The following is an 18,748-nucleotide window of genomic DNA, read 5'->3' as shown; positions in this document are numbered from 1 at the left end:
ACTACTACAAGAAAGATGATGGGCTAGTATATTTGATAACAGATTTCCGGTGAAACGGATGGGCGCATTGGATAGACTTCTTGCAGACTGCCGGCCTGAATATCCCTATGAAAGCTCGAAAACACTGATGTATTTGACAGAGGAAATTCCCGTAACAATTCACGAAAGGTTAACATAAATTAATACTAGAAATTAACCTTTTTATCGGGAGGCATAAACCATGCTTTCGAGCATTGAATTTATAAAACAGTCTTTAGGTTTACATCTATTCTTTGCAAGGATTATGAAAGAACACTCATTTTTCCTTGAAGTGGGGTTTGCACCGAAAGACTCGAGCTTTATTCAACAGGCAGATGCTTTTCGCAGGGAATTTGACGGAATTTTAGGAGAAACCGTTTCTCTATCAAACGGAGTTGTTAATCCCGAGATACTAAATTCAGGAGAGGTAATAACACCTTTTACTTTGAAAGCAGAAACGGCAACCGTATATTTTACAGGAGTACGTATACCAACTCAACTGACACAGGCAGAAGCAGGACTGGCTGGCGGTGGTATAATAACAGCCAACCCTGTGCTTGAACGATGTGTATCAGTGCTTAACCAAAGGGCAATAAATGCAACTGCTGCGTTAATACAGTTTAAAAAGGATATCTTATCTAATGCTATAAACTGCAAGATGTTTACATTTAACTATCCTTTATTGATTTTACACATAACACGTGAGGCGGAATTATACCTTCTGCAGCTTCGGAGACTTCAAAGAAGAGAAGAGGTAGATTTGGCAAAAGAAGCTTACGGATTGGAGTTTTTCTGGAACAGACAAATGGCAGAACATGCCAAGTTTATCCGAGGTTTGCTTGACCCTACAGAAAGCAATTTGATTAATCAAGCTAATGATTTCGGAAATGAGTTTGATCAATTGACAGCTGAAGCAAAGGCGGCAATGGATGCGACCATTCCACCGGCTAAAGTTACTGAAGAAAGCTTAAAAGCAACCGAGGATTTCCGAAACTTCAAAGCCCAAGGTACGCAAGGCCTGCTTGAGTGTAAAATAAAATCAATTATCATACCTCTTCTGGGTGATCACGTTCTGAGAGAAGCAAACCATTATTTGCGATTACTTAAAATTTTTGAAGGAAGATAATAAAGGTATTTGGAATGAAGTCAATGCCGTGTATTAAGAAAAGTCAAAACATTTTCAGTGGTGCTATATACCTTGAGCAATATAGCACCATTTTGTTTAGCCTCTTGGAATGAAATGAAAGAGGCAAAAGCGAAGGGAGTCGATGTCCTGAGCTTTTATTATTTTTTGAACCTTCAGTGAGATTTTCCTGTTTTTAGGAGAATACATTAAGGCATTATCCGTCAGAATTTCCGCTAACTGCATATGGATTTTTTATTCCCATTCAGGCAAGGCATGCTGAATCAAACACGCAAATTATTATATTATTATTGACATATTAGGTCTAATGCGATAGACTTATATTGGGTCTATCATAATAAACCTATGGAGGTATTTAAATGGAAAAATACAAGCTGTTTGATGCCGAATATAAATTCGTCAGTATTGTCTGGGACAACGAGCCTGTCAATTCCACGGAGCTTGTAAAACTGTGTGCGGATAAACTCGGTTGGAAAAAATCAACCACCTATACTGTTTTAAAAAAGCTTTGCGAGCGGGGTATTTTACAAAACAGGGATGCAACCGTTACCTCATTGGTTAAGCGTGAGGATGTACAGAAATATGAAAGTAGAGCTATGCTGGAGAGAACCTTTGACGGTTCGCTACCAAAATTTTTGACTGCTTTTTTGAGCGACCGAAAGCTTTCTGAGCAAGAAGCGGAGGAACTTAAGCGGATTATAGAGGAGGCGGTGAAATGAGTTTTTTGCAAGATTTATTTTTAGCTGTTGTGAACATGAGTATTACTGCATCCTATGTAGCCATTGGCGTTATCCTTCTCCGTTTTCTTTTTAAAAGCTCCGAAGATATTTTCCTATATTCTTTGGATGCCTCTTCTTTTCCGCCTGGTATGTCCATTTTCCTTTGAATCTGCTCTTAGCCTTTTCAATCTCATAAACTTAAATGCCAAGCCGAAAAGCGGAGTATCTCCGTATGTACCGCAAAATATGGGACAGATTCCGGTACCTTATGTACAGGCCGGTGTAGGAGGTGCTGACAGCGCGGTGAATGCTTCTGTTTCTGTGGCTGCCTCGGCGGCAAGCATAAATCCAATGGACATATGGATAACTGTTTTTAGTCTTGTCTGGATTTCGGGTGTTATTGCGTTGTTGGTTTATAGCATTTTTTCTTATGCAAAAACCAAAAGAAAGCTTGAGACTGCAACTTTAGTGGAGGGCAATGTTTTTGAGACGGATGCCATAGGTACAGCTTTTGTTTGTGGTTTTATCCGTCCGAGAATCTATGTGCCCACAGATATTAGGGGTGCCGATTTGTCGTACATATTGGAACACGAGCGGACTCATATCCGCAGAAAGGATTATCTTATAAAGCTGATTGCTTTTCTTGCCCTCATTCTTCACTGGTTCAATCCCCTGATGTGGTTGTGTTTTGCTCTTATGAACCGGGATATGGAAATGTCCTGTGATGAAAGTGTGCTTCGGAGGCTGGGTGAAGGTGCCAAGGGCGGTTATTCGAATTCGCTCCTGTCGATGTCGGTCAAGGGAAAAGAGGGGTTGGCAGTGGCTCCCTTGGCCTTTGGCGAGAGTAATGTAAAGACCAGGATAAAAAATGTACTCAATTTCAAGAAGCCTAAGTTCTGGGTTGTAATAGTTGCGGTTGCAGCTGTTCTTACTGCTTCGATTGTTTTTGCCACAAATGCATCTAAAGAAGGGAAGATTTCTGCAAAAGACAGAAAAAAACTTACGGAAGTTGTCAGCGAATACTACAAAAAATCGGATCCGGCCAACAACGGTTCTCTTATAATTTATAACATAAAAGATTGTGACAGCGGCTATTTGGTATTAACCGAAAAATATTCTGGAGAAGGAGAAAATTTTTCCCTTTTGTTTTTAATAGATTTTGATTTTAATATAGTGGCTAAAGCTTCGGGAAATATGCCAATAAGTCCGTGTTTTTCGGCAAATTTGGTGGAGCATCAAGGGAAAAGTATAGTATACGGCAATTTTGATAAAAAGAAATGGGAATGGGAAAGCGATACAGTGTAGATGTTGAAATTGACAGGATTAAAATATTCTTTGATGACGGATCCATAATTGAAGAAGCGGTTTCTATGGATAAGGGATATATAGTTGTTGCAGATACCACGGCAGGGATAAAGAATATTGAACTTTACAACAAAAAGGGTGAGCTTCAAAGCAACTTAAATGACACTATTTTAAATCAACAGGATTTAATAAAAGTGGGGAGCGATACTGTTTTTTATAAAGATGATGAATATGATGCAAATACCCAGTTTGACAAAAGCAAGGTGGAGAGTTATCAGCTTGCAACTGTTGTAATTCAGGACTGTCTTGCAAAGGCAGGGCCCGGTGAAAACTACAAGAGCATGGGAGCATTGGAGTATGGTGTTATTGTCAGGATAACAGGCAAATATGAGAATTGGGTTCTTTGTTCTGCTGACAGGATACCGGGAGAATTCTGGATTGAGAAGAGCAATTTAATCGATGAAAAAAAGCACACAGAAAGCAATTTCGGAATCATTATGGCGAATAGTGTAAAAGTAGGTTCGGCAGTGGAAGACAAAGGAAATTTGGTGAGAATATTAATAATAGATGAGGACAGAACATGTGTTGTTGCTTTAGGTACCGATACGGATGTGCCTGAGGTGGATGGATTAAAAACAGGGATTATATTCTTGCTAAAGATATTAAAGAGGGATTTTATTTTAGACAGGCTTTTTTGAAGAAGGGAACGGTAATCTATGATAATCCTTTTTCTCAAGCAAATGCTTTTCGAACAACAGACACAGAACTTTTTGTCAATATTGAAAAAGAGATAAACGGATGGGTTTTAATTCTTGGCGATTATACTTATGACAGAGTAGTCGCTGGGTAAAGAAAGAAGACATCTTTATTCCAACGCCTTACGAAATGACGGATGATGAGCAGAAAGCGTTTCAAGTAGTGCAAGAGTATTTTGCAGCTTTTGAGATAGCTGATTATGATGCAATGCGCATCCTAAGTACGGAAAACCATAATAATAATTTTATTCACGATGGCGACGTATGGGGGATGAAATGGGCTAGAGCAAAGAAAATAGAATTGGTAGAAGATGCGCGTTTTTTACGTATTGAAAATTCCGATTCGGTTTTAGCATTTATTGTATCAGTTGATATGGAGACTGTAGAAACATCTGCTCAATATCCGTCAACGCAAATCACTTTTTATGTTGTGGTTGTTAAAGGTGATGACGGAAAGTGGAGTGTTGACAAATATGAAACCGGATAAAAGCGGGGAGGTGATGTAAGCAAAAGTTTTGAGATGAGAGTACTATGACGAATGTGTATTTTGAAAGGCATGCGAAACCGGATTACAATGTTCATGATGATTTTGAAAAAATGAGAATGATAATGCCTTGGATTGTAAAAAAGCAGTTTGGAAAAAATATTTGTCGAAATATTGCAAAAATAGACATTTTCTTTTTGTTTTGTTAAAAATCCGATATGTGTTGATTTTTCCCCTATAAATGAATATAATTAACTTATAAATGTAATTATTTTAAAAAATATATGTGTTTTTTGGGGGCTTCCTGTCGAATAAAGCGGCGTTTTGCGCATATTCAATCATTTATGGGGGAGTTTAATGGAAAGGTTTTATATTTATATTGTTCTTACAAGGACAAATACAATAATATCCAGGCTCATTCAATTTTTCAAAAGAGATGAATTTACCCACGCTGCTATTTCTATGGATAGAGACCTTGCAAATATGTATAGCTTCGGAAGGAAATATGTGTTCTATCCCTTCATTGGTGTATTTAAGCATGAAAATTTAAATAAAGGGACATATAAGTACTGTAAAGTGTTGCCCGGTGCGGTAATTGAGCTCGAGGTGACAAAACAGCAGTACAAAAGGGCAAAAACCTTGCTGGAGTATTTTATTTCCAATGCCGGACAGTATAAGTACAACTATGTGGGACTTATAAATAGTTTAATAAACAGGGAAGCATGCCACAATTCAAGATTTGTTTGTTCGGAATTTGTATACTATATCTTGAATGAAAGTGGTATTGCAGACTTTAAAATATCAAGAAATCTTGTTAGACCTCAAAGTCTCCTCAAATTAGACGGGCGAATAATATATAAAGGTGATCTCAAAAATTCAAAATTGTTAAATAGATGCTTAAGAGGTCGGGAAATACATGTCAATCAAAAATTATCTGCTGCTTTATGATATGATTTTTAGATATTAATATTCTAAATGTAATCAATGTTTGATATTATACCTATATCTTATTTTGTTATTTTTTTAACAAAATTTAAATTTTTGTCCCAAATGTGGTATTATATTTATAGCAGTTAATCAAATATAGTTTAGAGGTGTTTGATATGCAGAAAAGAGATTTGTTTTCCTTAGAAGGTAGGGTTGCAGTAATAACGGGAGCTTCATCGGGACTTGGTGTTCAAATGGCTAAAGCTTTAGCAGCTCAGGGTGCTGACATTGCTATTTTGGCAAGACGCAAGGAAAAACTTGAGAAGGTAGCGGAAGAAATTCGGGCATTGGGAGTAAAGTGCCTTCCCATAGAATGTGATGTTACAAATATCGATATGATTCGAAGAGCAGCCGAACTTAGTGAGAAAGAGTTTGGAAAGGTTGACATTTTGATAAACAATGCGGGTGGCGGCGGTATAGCTTCGGCAGAAGAAACTACCGATGAAATGTGGTATAACACAATTGGTGTCGACCTCAACGGCGTTTTTATGGTTGCGCGGGAATTTGGCAAAATCATGATAAAGAATAACTATGGAAGGATTATCAACATTTCTTCCATATACGGTATGGTTGGAAATATGGCTCATCCAAGTACTGCTTATCACGCAGCCAAAGGCGGTGTGGTAAATATGACAAGGGCATTGGCTGCCGAATGGGCCAAATACGGTATTACGGTGAATGCGATATGTCCCGGCTACTTTGTTACGGAGCTTACCGAGGATACTCTGAACACCGAATACTTTTCTAATTACATGAAGGCAACTGTGCCGGTAGGACGTTACGGAAAAGAAGGGGAACTGGATTCGACTGCCGTCTATCTTGCATCTGATGCATCTTCATATGTTACAGGAGCCATTATACCTGTAGATGGCGGATACACATGCGTATAAACTTGAATCTCAATTATTTTTACTAATTTGCAAATAATCAAACTCCTTCTTGCTCTGCTATTTACAATTCCAGCCAAGAAGGAGTTGTTTATTTGGCCTCTTGGAATGAAATGAAAGAGGCAAAAGCGAAGGGACTCGATGTCCCGAGCTTCTATTTTATATTACGCAAAATTTTTATATCCTCTTTTCCAAAAGCCTAAGTTGGTTATTCTAAAGAATTAATAACGTTTAGCAAATCATCAATTTCAACCTGTTCTCCAAAGACATTGTAATAAATACCATCCTTTAAGAACATGATCTGGACATTAACAGCATCTTCACACGGGTCATATAACCAAGCCTTTGTTCCGTCTTTAAGCTGTATGCTATGGGTATATGCCAACATATGTTCCGGTAATGAAAACTCTCCATCCCATTCCTTTTGAAATATTTGGATACTTTTTCTTCCGGTATTATCTTTAAATTGCTTGACATAAATCTTGTCAAACTTTCCTCTTGAGCCGTTTTCAAGAAGGCTACTGTCAGTTTCTTTAAATCCTTCGGGAATAAATTTAGGCTCTTTTAACTTAAAATCTGCCCTTTCTTTTATCTCTTCTTTGTCTTTTATTGTTCTTTCCTCATACTTCATATCATATTTAGCGAGGTTGATATTTTGCCCGTCTGCTGATGCCTGAGTTTTTGGTTTCTCATTGATATGTACTCCAAAAGAGTTTATTTTTGTAGCAGCTGTAAACACTGCTGCTGCAAGGCAAAATACAAAAGTAATAACTACTTTTTTACTAATCATTAAGAGCTCCTCCTAATGTTTATATTTTTGTCTTGTATTAGACGTATATTTAATATTTTTGCTTCATAAAATTACGAATATCTAATGAAAATAGCTGTCCAACGCTAATAAATTGAGTAAACGGCAATACCGTTATTGTTGTACTTTGTTACAAAATTTTGACTAAGGAATTCCTCGTTTACTTTGTATTCTTTGCTTTCTCTAAGCTCAGGACTAACCACAATGTAGTCTATGCCTTCCTGTTCCATAATACTTTTTATTTTTTCAAAGCTTTTTTCACCTCTGAATATGATGTCTAGATTATTTAAACGTTCGTCAAGCTTATAAGCTGAGGATGCTGCATTATGTACATATATTTTACCGCCTGCCATAAGTATATTTGATACTGCATTGTCATAATATTGTATAGTCGGGAGGGTAAGGAAAACAGAACCCGGCTCGGTGTTTTCAATAATCCACTGCGTAAAGTCTGATTTGTCTGCTACATCGACTTTACGAAGATTTTTGACCGACATTAAGTCTAGTACACCGGCGAACATAAGGCTGAAACAGAGGGCAACGGACACAATTTTAAATATAAAGGGTTTAAGTTTGAAAAGTTCTACTAAATAGTAGGCAGCCAGACAATTTATAAATATGAGCGTTGAAATCATGAGTTTGTTGTTATCGTACAGTACTACGCCAAGCTGCAGTAAATTGGCCAGTATGAACGGTATTGAGAGAATTAGAAACAGTATTTTTTTTCTGTTGGATATAATAAGAAGCCCTATAACAACGATAATTAGTTTTAAGCCAAGGACCTTAAAATAATATTCTGTCAAATCAAATAAATCAAAGTGATTCAGCTCGTAGCCGATATGAAGCTTGGGATATTCATTAAGGCTTGAGGAGCCTGACTTAAATCTCATTAGCTGCGGCAGTGAAACAAAACCTGCAATGGCAGTAGTGACAAACATTGGTTCGAAGATGTCTTTTTTTCTTATATTTATAATAGTATATAGACCTAAAAAAGAGAGCAGGGCTGTATTTACAACAGAATTCCAATATGGAGTAAGACCTGCTGCGACTCCTATAAAACAGCTTGAAAAAAACCATAAACGATTATTATGTTGGTTTGGTGTAGTGCTTTTAGCTTCCGCAGGTTCTGAATTTTCCGTTTCTTTTTCATATAGAGAAATCACATATGTAACAATAAAAACAAGAAGCGCCAAAGAAAAAGCAAAGTGCCTCTGATTTACGAAAACATTCAGATTAAAAAGCCCCCAGCCTTCAAAATCAGTTTGGGCCAACCATCCGGTTTTTTCGTAAATTTTCTTAAATATATCCCATCCCCAATTGTCAAAAATCCATTTTAATCCGCTTAATGAACTGTGAAACAATAAAAAAGTGCTCCAAGTATTCCTACAGCATCATTTTTAAATACTGTTCTTCCGAACTGAAATATCATTAACAGCAAAAAGGAAAGGCTTAAAGAACACATAAGATTTAAAGCATGAACCGAATGCAAACCTGTTTGAGATATTTTACCCGCATAGTAATTAAATAAAAAATGATATTTTGCAGGGGTGTTGGCATAAAAAACATACTCTACGGGAATGTTTTGACCAAGGCTTGTGGAGCGGACAAATCCGTGGTGAAAGGTTATATCACTCCATGCGCCCCCGGAGATGGTTATATTTCCGTCTGATAACCTGAAGGTATTATAATTAAACCACGTTGAAAACAAAACAAAAGCAATAAAGCAAATTATCGCAACTTTATCACTACAAAACTCTTTTATCACTTTAAATAAATCTTTATGTATTTTTGCCTCTGTCTTGTATATGTATATTATAAAAGCAGCAGATATTATAAGGTAAACTATATTACTGATATAATAGTCGTTCAAAGTTTTAACAAAGAGTATATCCATCCAGTATAGTAGTGTGCCGGAAAAAAGACATCCTAAAAGAAAGGAACCTGAAATCATCATAATTGGCGCTTTTATTTGGGTGAATTTTTTTAACATGCAAAATCCCGTCAAAAATGATGCTATTAAAAGTAAAATGAACATGTTAATCGCACTCCCTGATTAGAATTTTATGAACATAAATATATAATCATTATATCAGAATTAACAGAAAAAATAATATTTTTTTGTCAAATTATATACATGTCAAAATCCATTAACATAATCATCCGGTTAAGAATATTATGTTAGAAAGTAATATTTTTGGGGTGAGATTTTTATGCTTGGAGAGGCAAGAAACTCAGTAGCATTTTTGAATTTTGACGTTTTGCTTATTGTAGGAATTGTAGTTGTATTGATTGTACTCGCTTTACTGATTGCACAGCTAATTAGAAAAAAGCTTTTATTCAAACTTGTCTCTTGGCTAATTGAGCGCATTGATGCACTTCTGTTTCTTATAGGAATAGGCAAGAAAAATGCAGATACGAAAAAACTGGATGAAACCTTTAGTATTGCCGGTTATGCATATGACGAAAAGCAGGATATTTTTTATTCTACCAAAGACGCATGGCAGAGAAAATTCGGCTACTGCCGTTTATATGATGAAGCGGCAGCACCCTTGGGAATGATAGTGGATTGTGACCCGATTTATTTTGAGTATAAAGGCAAAAGATGGTTAATTGAGTTCTGGAAGGGTCAATACGATCTGCTACCGGTGCCGAGGTGGGAATATATGCGACAGACAAACCGGATATAGAAATTCCGGGATTGTTTAAAGGAACTTTCTATGAAAGCATAAGTGATGATGAATTATTATGGATGTCATTTACTTTGAAAAAGAATGGAAAAGTACTTTTTGAGCGGGGAGACAGGCATTGGTGGTTGACAGGTTTTAGGCTTGGCGAATTCTCACAACCATGGGAATTGACTATGGATATTACCATAACGTTAAAAGACTCGGAAATGTGCTCTGCATTTATTAATGGATTAAAGAGGGCAGGATATACGGACAAAGATATAAAAAGATATGAAAACGCCGTAAGAATAACATTTGACAAGCCTCGCACTCCCCAGCCTCTTACACGTACAAAGATAACCGATGAAATCATACAGAAGAAAAACAAACTTTTATGCGACGTTTATAATGAAGTTACAAAAGGATGCGCTACTCTTGAAGAAAAGATGGCTGCGGTTCAAGAAAATGCACCTGAGTTGTATGAACATATTCTGGGATTGGGAAAACCGGAGCAATTATTTAATTCCTTTATGAAAATTCAAAGGCATTTAGAAGAAAAAACAATATAGGGTTTGTTGTACTTGTGGGGTGCTTGATATGTATGAATTCAAGAGATTATCCGAAGTTTTTGAGGCCTCAGAAGAGATTCCTTTTGACGATTTTTCAAAGATTATCATAATGAGTGATTGTCATAGAGGTGATGGAAGCTGGGCAGACAATTTCAGCAAAAACAAAAACATTTACTATGCGGCATTAACTTATTACTATCGCAACAATTACACTTATATAGAACTCGGGGATGGGGATGAGCTGTGGGAAAATGACAATATATGTGACATAATAAGTGAACACAAAGATGTATTTTCCCTATTGGTTAAATTTATTGACGATGGCAGGGCTCACTTTATATACGGCAATCACGATATTGAAAAGAGGAAATATGCATCAAGGTCCGTTAAAAGAAGAGGTTACCGGTATCTGGATGAAAGCGACAAAAGGATTATAAACGCATTTTTAAAAACAAAGGTGCACGAAGGTATAATTTTGCGCCATAGAGTTACAGGAGATAAAATATTTCTTGTGCACGGCCACCAGGCAGATTTTCCGAATGACATGTTATGGATGGTAAGTAGGTTTTTGGTAAGATATTTTTGGAGGCCTCTTGAATTAATTGGAATTCGAGATCCCAACAGCGCCTCCAAAAATGACCGGAAAAAAACGACTATTGCAAACAAGATGGTTGATTGGGTAAAAGTAAACAATCAGATGATTATTGCAGGCCATACTCACAGAGCCGCATTTCCGGAGGTTGGATGTCCGCCGTATTTTAATGATGGATGCTGTGTTCACCCTTATGGCATAACGGGAATAGAGATTGCATCGGGAAAGATAGCGCTTGTCAAATGGAGTGTAAAAACCAAGGAGGATGGTACATTGTACGTAGGCAGGGATGAAATGGAGAAACCGGTGAAATTAAAAGAATTTTTCAAATAGGTTTATAAAGTGTGGGGTGGCGATTATGGTTACATTTAAACTCAATGATGAATTTATGTTTGGAACAGCTACCGCAAGTACCCAAATTGAAGGCGGGGATACGGGCAATACATGGTACAAATGGTGTGAAGAAGGCCGCATTAAGGACTCCAGCAGTTGCATTACCGCTTGTGACCACTGGAACAGGGTAGAGGAGGATACGGAGCTATTGAAGGACCTCGGAGTTCAAACCCACAGGATGAGCCTTGAGTGGAGCAGGATAGAGCCTTCCCGGGGACAGTTTTCCGAGGAAGCTATGAAGCATTACAGAGATGAGATAAAGCTTCTGGTGGATAGCAACATCAAGCCTTTAGTTACGCTTCATCACTTCTCTGAGCCATTTGGTTTCATGATATGGGAGGGTGGAAGAAACCGGGTAATGCAGATATTTTTATAGAATACGCGAAGTATGTGGTTGAAAATTTAGGGGATCTTGTAAGTGACTGGGTAACCTTCAACGAGCCTAATGTCTATGTTGATTTCGGTTATGTAATCGGTATTTTCCCTCCAGGAGAAAGGAGCTTGTCTGATGGGCTTAAAGTTACGGCAGAGCTTATAAACACCCATGTAAAGCTCTACAATTTGATACATAAGATAAGAAAGCAACGTGAATTTAAGGGAAAGACAATGGTAGGAACGGCAATGCATCTTCGCATATTTGACGGAATAAGTACTACCGGAAAAATGATTGCTAAAGTTGTCGATTATCTATTCAATGAAATGTTTATGGAAGGCATGACATTAGGCCGTTTAATGTTTCCTCTTTCCCAAAAGGGTTCAACCCATAAAAAAGGCAGATATGCAGATTTTTTGGGAATTAATTATTATACAAGGAATATTGTTGAGTTTGTATTCGACCCCTCACTTTATTTTCACGAACTTGTGTGTGACAAGGATCTGACCAAATCGGATCTTGGATGGGATATATATCCGGAGGGTATATACAAGGTATGCAAGAAGTATTATGAAAAGTATAAACTTCCCATTTATATAACCGAGAACGGAATAAGCGATAAAAATGACAACAAACGACCGGACTTTATTGCAAATCATCTTTCCTATATTTCGAAAGCAATTAAAGAAGGAATTCCGATAGAACGGTATTATTACTGGACACTGATGGATAACTTTGAGTGGCTGGAAGGGGAGTCAACGAATTTTGGCCTTTACGACTGCAATTTCCGTACTCAGGAGAGGACACCCAGAAAAAGTGCCCGGCTTTATGCACAAATATGCAGAAGAAAGGAATTGACCGAGGAAATGATTGAGGATTTTAAGAATTACGGTAGGACTACTATAAAAACAATCCGGTGACATATACGGTCAATATTGCTCCTAGTGCTACTACAAAGAGACTTTTCTCCATATAAGCAAGAATTAGAGCGACAGCAGTGCCGAACATGGCAGTGCTGTAATTGTTTGTGGAATTAATAATGTCCGGAAAGGTAAGTGCTCCCAATACTGCATAAGGGACGTATTGCAAAAAAGACTTTATATAAGTTGACTTGATTTCTTTCCTAAAGGCAGCAATGGGAAGTACTCTGGGTAAATATGTAACAAGCGCCATTAATAAAGCGGCGATAAAAGCATACGGCATGATTCTATTCCTCCTTTAAAATAGTATTTTCTTCTTTTACAGGCCAGATTGCGGCTCCAATTCCGGCACCAAGTATAGTGGAAATAATAATGCCAAAACCGCTTGAGATAAAACTAAAGATTGGGATATATTTTAAAGCGAGATTTATTGCAACTGAAATAAGCACAATCATTAAAACAGGCTTGGATTTTTTTGCCGGCGGAACTATAATTGCAATAAACATGGCAAACAAGGCAATCCCCATTGCATTGCTGAGGGACTCGGGCAATGCCGAACTGGTGAAGGCCCCTAGAGCTGTCCCAAAACTCCAGCCGAAAATAGGTCCTGCAATAAGCCCCAACATATAGAAATAAGAGAGTCTTCCTTTTTCCATTGAAGCCACTGAAAAGGTTTCGTCGGTTATTCCGAAACCGAAAATAAGGCGCTGGCAAAGGGTAATCTTTGGGTCGATTTTTTGGGACAGGGATAGAGACATCAGCATATACCTGATATTTATAACAAAGGTGGTAAGGGCAATTTCGAGATAACCTGCACTTTGGATAATTAAATTTGTACCGGCAAATTGTCCTGCACTGGTGAGGTTGGACAAGGAAATAAAAACTGCCATAAGCGGTGGAAGCCCGCCGCTGACAGCCATAAGACCGAAGGTAAATGCTACCGGTATGTATCCCAATAGAATCGGTATGCCTTTTCTAAATCCGTAGACGAAATCATTCATCTTTGATTGACCTCTGTTCATAAATACAAACTCCCCAATTTATGACCTATTAAAATTATTTTTAAATATAATTTTCTTATCAAACATTAGGACAGACATTAGAACATTATAATACTAAATCGAAAAATTATCCATAGTATTTTTACTTAAAAATTGCAAAAAGCAAAATGTAAAAAGCCTCCCTTGAAAAAGGAAGGCTTTTATTAACCTACAACGTCCATTGATTGCAAATCCATTTCGGCATTTTAGAAGATTGAATACAGAAGGAACAATGACGAAAGCAGCGAAGAAACCAAGGATACAACGGTAATCTGTGTATTGATGGAAGGACCGGCAGTATCCTTGAAGGGGTCACCTACGGTATCTCCTACAACAGCAGCTTTGTGTGCCGTTGAACCTTTTCCGCCGCAATTTCCTGCCTCAACATACTTCTTGGAGTTATCCCAAAGACCGCCGGCGTTGGACATCAGAAGCGCAAGCAGGAGTCCGGAAGTGATGTTACCGGTTAAGAATCCTCCTATTGCCGATACACCGCCAATAAAACCTACAAGTATGGTCGAAGCTATAGCGACTAATCCGGCAGGTATCAATTCTTTAAGAGAACCTGTTGTAGCGATATCTATACATTTGTCATAATCCGGTTTTGCATTATCTTTTCCTTCTTTAAGTCCCGGAATTGAATCCCACTGACGGTGAATTTCTTCAACCATTCTCTGAGCATTTTTGTCAACGCCCAGCATAAGCATTGCGGAGAATACCGCAGGAATTGCCACACCTACTATGAGTCCGAAAAATACAGTAGGGTTCATAATATCAAAGTTCATAATTCCCTGGATACCAAGCTCTTCTGCAGCAGTGTTTACCTCACTCATGAAAGCACCCAGAAGAGATATAACCGTAAGTCCGGCGGCACTAATGGAGAATCCTTTTGTTACAGCCTTAACGGTATTTCCTGCCGAATCCAGTTCGTCGGCAATAGCGATAACCTTTTCGCCAAAACCTCCCATTTCAGCCAGACCGCGGGCATTATCAACAATTGGACCATAGGCGTCATTGGAAATAATCATTCCGACTATGGAGAGCATACCAAGGGCTGACATTGAAATACCGAACATTCCGTAACCGCTGCCTAAGGGTTCGCAAATATAGTAGGATATTAAAGCAGTTACTGCTATACCAATCAATGAAGGAAGGGTGCTTAACAATCCGTAAGAAAAACCTGAGAGTACGGTAAATGCCGGTCCTGACTTTGAAGCATTTGCGACAGCCCGAACAGGGGGCCTTGCGTCGTTTGTGAAATAGTCGGAGGTGATTCCTATGATGGTTCCGACTATAAGACCTACAGCAGTTGCACCCCAGATACGCCATTCAAAGCCAAAGATATAGGTTGACACAGCTGTAAGTACGGCAAATACGGCAGTGGTCACATAAGTAGAACTGTTGAGAGCTTTTCCGGGATCTCCATCTTTACCGATACGTGCTGTGGCTACTCCAATGATGGAAGACAAGAGACCTATAGCAGCATACGCGAAAACCATGGCTACGTTTTTGCTTTGAAGACCTCCAAGAGCGGTGGCCATAACCAATGCAGCGGCCATTGATGCAACATTGGAGTCGAAGAGGTCTGCGCCCATTCCGGCAACGTCGCCAACGTTGTCACCGACATTATCGGCTATAACCGCAGGATTTCGAGGATCGTCCTCTTCAAGGCCGAGTTCTACCTTACCTACCAGGTCGGCACTGATGTCAGCAGTCTTTGTAAATATACCGCCTCCTGCTTTTGCAAAGAGAGCCAACGAGCTTGCACCAAAGCTGAAGCCGAGAACAGAGCTCGCATCCTTGGTGAGCAACAGAACAAGAGTTACTCCCAAAAGGCTGGTACCGACAACAGCCATACCCATTACCGCGCCTCCGCGAAATCCGGTCATGAAAGCCGGTTTAACACCTTTTTGAGCGGCTTCGGCAGATTTTATGTTTGCAATGGTGGCAATCTGAATACCTATTTTCCGGCCAGTGCTGAAAGTACTGTACCGAAAATATATGATACAGCCATTGTGATATTATTGCTAAAACCGTGACCTGACCAGATTGGTTTTGGAAGAAAAATTACAATCAATACAGCAATAATTGCAGTAAAACGGGCAAGGACAAGATATTCGCGCTTTAAAAAAGTATTGGCACCTTGACGAATATATTCTCCTATTTCAGCGATGCGGGCATTGGATGAGGGTTGGGACTTTACCCATGAATACAACCATGCAGCAACCCCAAGAGAAAGAGCCGATATCAGGATTGCAACAATTTGAATTGTTTGAGTAGTAATTTCAACCATTTAGAGACCTCCTTGGTGATCTTAAATTCTTTCTGTTTTTACACTAAAACAGCAAAGTACATAAACCTTTAATCTTATTTCGGCTTCTCTTTTGAGAAATATAACCATGAAAAGCTAAAATAAGAATAAAGTTTGCTTTTGATTAAGCACCAGAAGCAAAAGTGCGGCCGATATTTTAAAATAAACCTCCCTTCTGTTTTATTATTATGATAAGCTTAAAATTATGATAGAATTAAAAATTATGTCTGCTTTTTTTAAAATTTTTACCATTCGTTATTATATCATAGAGAATGTAAAAATATTATTCAGCGATTATTTTTTTCTATTTCCCGTTATTTTAGTCGTTTAAATAAGCTGAAACTTTTTAACTTTTCTTTGTCGGAAACCAATATGTAAACGTCGGTAATAAGCAATAGAATAATGCTTATGATGAGAACAATAATAATACCGGGATATTTGCCGCCAAAGCCGTTTTCGGAAGTGTGCTTATCAAAATACCGGTGAAAGCCCAGATAATAGAGAGTCCGTAGGCAAAATCCTGATTTTTGAATATTATTATGCCGCAAATTAAAACAGTAAGAATTAAAACCAAAATGGTCCACAGTGATTCGGGAATGCCAAACATGTCCCATCCGATGCTTGAAAGAAATATGATAGCATTAGCAATTGTTGCCATTGTAATCCATCCAAAGTAAATACTGAAAGGAAGTTTCAAGAAGAGTTTTTCTCTAGTTATGAGACTGGCTTTTTTGAGCTTTAGATTAATATAAATCAAGCAAGCGAGAATAATGGCAATTAATATGAGAGACATGCCAATGGCGTTGTAATGCCATGCAAAAATCCATGCCGAATTTGCGATAGATGAAATAGAGAAGAAGATTCCGATATGCTCAATTAAATCTTTGCTGAACACTCTGTCCTTTTTCTTAAATGGGTCAAACTGGTAAACGGTATATGCCGCAAGCAAAAGGTAAATAACTCTCCATATGGAAAATGCCATGCCTGCCGGTGCAAAAAGGTTCGGATAAAGGTCCGATATTTCTCCTGTTGTCATTTTATTAAAAGGAATAGCATTAGCTAAAAAATTTATGAAAACCATTACAATGAATGAAACAGAAGTATGTACTTTTGTAAAAGTACTCACACTATTATTTTCTCCATTGTTGTCTAAGAGGCTTTCCCCGGAATTTTCCAAAGGGCTTTCAACGGTACTGTCCCCATTGGCTTCCAAATTCTTCTCGATTTTACCCTCCATATTTTCTTCCATATTTTACACTCCTTGTATGAACAGCCATATAAAAACATAATAAAACCCTTTTTTATAATTATAGACATAAAATATAATTATCCCGTGCTTATACTAACATATTTTATGATATAATACAATAAAATCGTAATATTTATAAATTTATATTATCCTTATACAGCAAAATTTCATATTATATTATTATTGATTATTTTGTCTGTATTTAATAGAATAGATTTTGAAATTATAGGAGTACATAATTATCTTATTATCCTGTCAAAATTGTTCATAATATAACCGGGCAATAGATGTCATCCGCTTTTTATAAGTGGCGGGTATCAAGTGTTATAATAAGAATAATATATAGGATAACTAGCTTCAATTCTCGAGGAGTTGATTTTATTGAGTGACAAAATGACAAGGAATCTGATAATCGTCATTACTTATGCGGTGGCATTGGTTCTCATTGTCATCAATTTCATTCCGATTATGCGTGGCATATGGAAATTTATTGTTTTGTTCAAACCGTTTTTTATCGGAATTGCTATTGCTTTTGTTTTAAACAGGCCATGCATGGCGGTTGAAAGGTTTTTGAATAAAAAAATATTCAAAAACCGGTTAAAGAGTGTTGCGAGAGGAATATCAATTACTGTTACATATTTGCTGGTACTTTTGCTGATTACGCTGATAATAAGCTTTTTAATACCCCAGCTGATAAAAAGCATACAGGTATTTCTAAGCAATATGGGGGCATACATCGACAATTTCCGGGATTTAACCAATGAACTTTCCGAGCTTTTGGGACTTGAAAAGATAGACCTGTCTTCTTTGGACAAATTAATACTTGAATACACAAACAGGCTCGGAAGCAGTATAACTGAGCTGATGTCGAAGATTATCAGCATTACGACAGGGGTTCTGTCATTTTTGGCAACACTGGTGATAACAGTAGTATTCTCCATATATATTTTAGCCGGCAAGGAAAGACTTATGGGGCAATGCAAAAAAGTTTTCAGCACCTATATCCCCGAATACTTATACAAAAAAGGAGCTTATGTATATCGTGTTGTAGTAGATGTGTTTAACAAGTATATATACGGCCAGCTGGCGGAAGCTTTATTTTAGGTTCTCTTTGCTTTATTGGAATGATTATATTCCGGTTTGAATACGCGCTGCTCATAAGTGTTTTAATTGCGGTTACCGCATTGGTGCCGTATTTTGGAGCATATATAGGAGGATTTGCTGCTTTCATGCTCCTGTTAATGATTTCACCCACCAAAGCTATATGGTTTTTGGTTTACTTAATAGTATTGCAGCAGTTGGAAAATAATTTAATATACCCAAGGGTTGTGGGAAGCAGTCTTGGTCTTCCCGGCATATGGGTTGTTCTGGCGGCAATCGTGGGTGCGGGAGTCGGAGGACCGATTGGTGTTTTGCTTGGGGTACCGGTTGCAACAATTCTCTTCACCCTGGTTAAAAATGATGTTATTAGAAGAGAGGAAAAACAGAAGATTAAATAAAATAGAACAAAGAATAAGCCTTTATTCAT

The 18,748-nt window shown here is 37.8% G+C and carries 16 protein-coding genes and 5 pseudogenes; 14 read left to right on the top strand and 7 right to left on the bottom strand.

What is annotated here, in order from left to right:
- Positions 1 to 49 precede the first annotated feature (49 nt).
- From JCM21531_RS23430 to JCM21531_RS01855, 10 genes are all read left to right on the top strand, one after another.
- On the top strand, positions 50 to 178 hold the full coding sequence (locus JCM21531_RS23430) for a hypothetical protein (protein ID WP_279378955.1): 129 nt from the start codon (positions 50 to 52) through the stop codon (positions 176 to 178).
- Between the two features lie 42 nt (positions 179 to 220).
- A complete protein-coding gene (locus JCM21531_RS01885; protein WP_038286969.1) occupies positions 221 to 1,144 on the top strand; it encodes a DUF2935 domain-containing protein in 924 nt (307 codons plus the stop codon).
- Between the two features lie 377 nt (positions 1,145 to 1,521).
- A complete protein-coding gene (locus JCM21531_RS01880) occupies positions 1,522 to 1,881 on the top strand; it encodes a BlaI/MecI/CopY family transcriptional regulator (RefSeq protein ID WP_038286967.1) in 360 nt (119 codons plus the stop codon).
- Positions 1,882 to 2,007: 126 nt separating this feature from the next.
- Positions 2,008 to 3,186 (top strand): M56 family metallopeptidase, encoded by a 1,179-nt coding sequence (locus JCM21531_RS17545; RefSeq protein ID WP_094184716.1) that lies wholly within the window; start codon positions 2,008 to 2,010, stop codon positions 3,184 to 3,186.
- On the top strand, positions 3,159 to 3,884 hold the full coding sequence (locus JCM21531_RS01870) for an SH3 domain-containing protein (protein WP_038286965.1): 726 nt from the start codon (positions 3,159 to 3,161) through the stop codon (positions 3,882 to 3,884). The genes JCM21531_RS17545 and JCM21531_RS01870 overlap by 28 nt, the downstream gene beginning before the upstream one ends.
- Entirely contained in the window at positions 3,881 to 4,036 is a 156-nt protein-coding gene (locus JCM21531_RS18845; RefSeq protein WP_157833636.1) for a hypothetical protein, read from the top strand. The genes JCM21531_RS01870 and JCM21531_RS18845 overlap by 4 nt, the downstream gene beginning before the upstream one ends.
- 35 nt (positions 4,037 to 4,071) lie before the next feature.
- Entirely contained in the window at positions 4,072 to 4,428 is a 357-nt protein-coding gene (locus JCM21531_RS01865) for a hypothetical protein (RefSeq protein ID WP_038286963.1), read from the top strand.
- A 44-nt stretch (positions 4,429 to 4,472) separates the two neighbouring features.
- Positions 4,473 to 4,634: a hypothetical protein gene (locus JCM21531_RS19110; protein ID WP_162149293.1), complete on the top strand. Its 162-nt coding sequence runs from the start codon at positions 4,473 to 4,475 to the stop codon at positions 4,632 to 4,634.
- A gap of 148 nt (positions 4,635 to 4,782) precedes the next feature.
- A complete protein-coding gene (locus JCM21531_RS01860) occupies positions 4,783 to 5,373 on the top strand; it encodes a hypothetical protein (RefSeq protein ID WP_038286961.1) in 591 nt (196 codons plus the stop codon).
- 155 nt (positions 5,374 to 5,528) lie between these two features.
- Entirely contained in the window at positions 5,529 to 6,302 is a 774-nt protein-coding gene (locus JCM21531_RS01855) for an SDR family NAD(P)-dependent oxidoreductase (RefSeq protein ID WP_094184715.1), read from the top strand.
- Between the two features lie 205 nt (positions 6,303 to 6,507).
- Here JCM21531_RS01855 and JCM21531_RS01850 read toward each other — a convergent pair whose 3' ends face one another.
- The 3 genes from JCM21531_RS01850 to JCM21531_RS20095 all read right to left on the bottom strand — a co-directional run bounded on the left by JCM21531_RS01850 (position 6,508) and on the right by JCM21531_RS20095 (position 8,872).
- The gene (locus JCM21531_RS01850; RefSeq protein ID WP_038286959.1) at positions 6,508 to 7,089 is read right to left on the bottom strand and encodes a hypothetical protein; all 582 of its coding nucleotides are present in this window, start codon (positions 7,087 to 7,089) and stop codon (positions 6,508 to 6,510) included.
- Positions 7,090 to 7,193: 104 nt separating this feature from the next.
- Positions 7,194 to 8,468, bottom strand: a complete 1,275-nt coding sequence (locus JCM21531_RS01845) for a hypothetical protein (RefSeq protein ID WP_243467068.1) — start codon at positions 8,466 to 8,468, stop codon at positions 7,194 to 7,196.
- Complete coding sequence (locus tag JCM21531_RS20095) at positions 8,450 to 8,872, bottom strand: hypothetical protein (RefSeq protein ID WP_243467067.1); 423 nt, start codon at positions 8,870 to 8,872, stop codon at positions 8,450 to 8,452. The genes JCM21531_RS01845 and JCM21531_RS20095 overlap by 19 nt, the downstream gene beginning before the upstream one ends.
- A 445-nt stretch (positions 8,873 to 9,317) precedes the next feature.
- On the opposite strand from JCM21531_RS20095, the pseudogene JCM21531_RS01840 reads away from it, so the two are divergent.
- The 3 genes and pseudogenes from JCM21531_RS01840 to JCM21531_RS01830 all read left to right on the top strand — a co-directional run bounded on the left by JCM21531_RS01840 (position 9,318) and on the right by JCM21531_RS01830 (position 12,620).
- Positions 9,318 to 10,342, top strand: a pseudogene (locus JCM21531_RS01840) (DUF4474 domain-containing protein).
- 28 nt (positions 10,343 to 10,370) lie between these two features.
- Positions 10,371 to 11,267 carry a metallophosphoesterase gene (locus JCM21531_RS01835; RefSeq protein ID WP_038286957.1) on the top strand — a complete coding sequence of 299 codons (897 nt, stop codon included), beginning with the start codon at positions 10,371 to 10,373 and terminating at the stop codon, positions 11,265 to 11,267.
- 25 nt (positions 11,268 to 11,292) lie between these two features.
- Positions 11,293 to 12,620, top strand: a pseudogene (locus JCM21531_RS01830) (glycoside hydrolase family 1 protein).
- Here the strand turns inward: JCM21531_RS01830 and JCM21531_RS01825 are convergent.
- The 4 genes and pseudogenes from JCM21531_RS01825 to JCM21531_RS01810 form a co-directional block, all read right to left on the bottom strand.
- Positions 12,601 to 12,903, bottom strand: coding sequence for an AzlD domain-containing protein (locus tag JCM21531_RS01825; protein WP_038286955.1), 303 nt, complete (start codon positions 12,901 to 12,903; stop codon positions 12,601 to 12,603). The pseudogene JCM21531_RS01830 and the gene JCM21531_RS01825 sit on opposite strands and share 20 nt — an antisense overlap.
- A gap of 4 nt (positions 12,904 to 12,907) precedes the next feature.
- Positions 12,908 to 13,642: an AzlC family ABC transporter permease gene (locus JCM21531_RS01820; RefSeq protein ID WP_038286953.1), complete on the bottom strand. Its 735-nt coding sequence runs from the start codon at positions 13,640 to 13,642 to the stop codon at positions 12,908 to 12,910.
- Positions 13,643 to 13,866: 224 nt separating this feature from the next.
- A pseudogene (locus tag JCM21531_RS01815) lies at positions 13,867 to 15,953 on the bottom strand (sodium-translocating pyrophosphatase).
- Positions 15,954 to 16,285: 332 nt separating this feature from the next.
- Positions 16,286 to 17,220, bottom strand: a pseudogene (locus JCM21531_RS01810) (TspO-related membrane protein).
- A 393-nt stretch (positions 17,221 to 17,613) separates the two neighbouring features.
- Between JCM21531_RS01810 and JCM21531_RS24230 the strand changes: the two are divergent.
- Positions 17,614 to 18,719 (top strand): annotated as a pseudogene (locus JCM21531_RS24230) (AI-2E family transporter).
- Positions 18,720 to 18,748 lie beyond the last annotated feature (29 nt).

This window comes from Acetivibrio straminisolvens JCM 21531 (assembly GCF_000521465.1).
GTDB classification, from domain to species: Bacteria; Bacillota; Clostridia; order Acetivibrionales; family Acetivibrionaceae; genus Hungateiclostridium; species Hungateiclostridium straminisolvens.
This window is presented reverse-complemented; position numbering and strand designations above follow the sequence as displayed.

Bases quoted from the DNA above. Each gene is read 5' to 3' on its own strand.
- JCM21531_RS01850 (WP_038286959.1), bottom strand. From the start codon at position 7,089: ATGATTAGTAAAAAAGTAGTTATTACTTTTGTATTTTGCCTTGCAGCA.
- JCM21531_RS01825 (WP_038286955.1), bottom strand. From the start codon at position 12,903: ATGCCGTATGCTTTTATCGCCGCTTTATTAATGGCGCTTGTTACATAT.
- JCM21531_RS01835 (WP_038286957.1), top strand. From the start codon at position 10,371: ATGTATGAATTCAAGAGATTATCCGAAGTTTTTGAGGCCTCAGAAGAG.
- JCM21531_RS01820 (WP_038286953.1), bottom strand. From the start codon at position 13,642: ATGAACAGAGGTCAATCAAAGATGAATGATTTCGTCTACGGATTTAGA.
- JCM21531_RS01870 (WP_038286965.1), top strand. From the start codon at position 3,159: ATGGGAATGGGAAAGCGATACAGTGTAGATGTTGAAATTGACAGGATT.
- JCM21531_RS17545 (WP_094184716.1), top strand. From the start codon at position 2,008: ATGCCTCTTCTTTTCCGCCTGGTATGTCCATTTTCCTTTGAATCTGCT.
- JCM21531_RS01860 (WP_038286961.1), top strand. From the start codon at position 4,783: ATGGAAAGGTTTTATATTTATATTGTTCTTACAAGGACAAATACAATA.
- JCM21531_RS01880 (WP_038286967.1), top strand. From the start codon at position 1,522: ATGGAAAAATACAAGCTGTTTGATGCCGAATATAAATTCGTCAGTATT.
- JCM21531_RS01885 (WP_038286969.1), top strand. From the start codon at position 221: ATGCTTTCGAGCATTGAATTTATAAAACAGTCTTTAGGTTTACATCTA.
- JCM21531_RS01865 (WP_038286963.1), top strand. From the start codon at position 4,072: ATGACGGATGATGAGCAGAAAGCGTTTCAAGTAGTGCAAGAGTATTTT.
- JCM21531_RS19110 (WP_162149293.1), top strand. From the start codon at position 4,473: ATGACGAATGTGTATTTTGAAAGGCATGCGAAACCGGATTACAATGTT.
- JCM21531_RS01855 (WP_094184715.1), top strand. From the start codon at position 5,529: ATGCAGAAAAGAGATTTGTTTTCCTTAGAAGGTAGGGTTGCAGTAATA.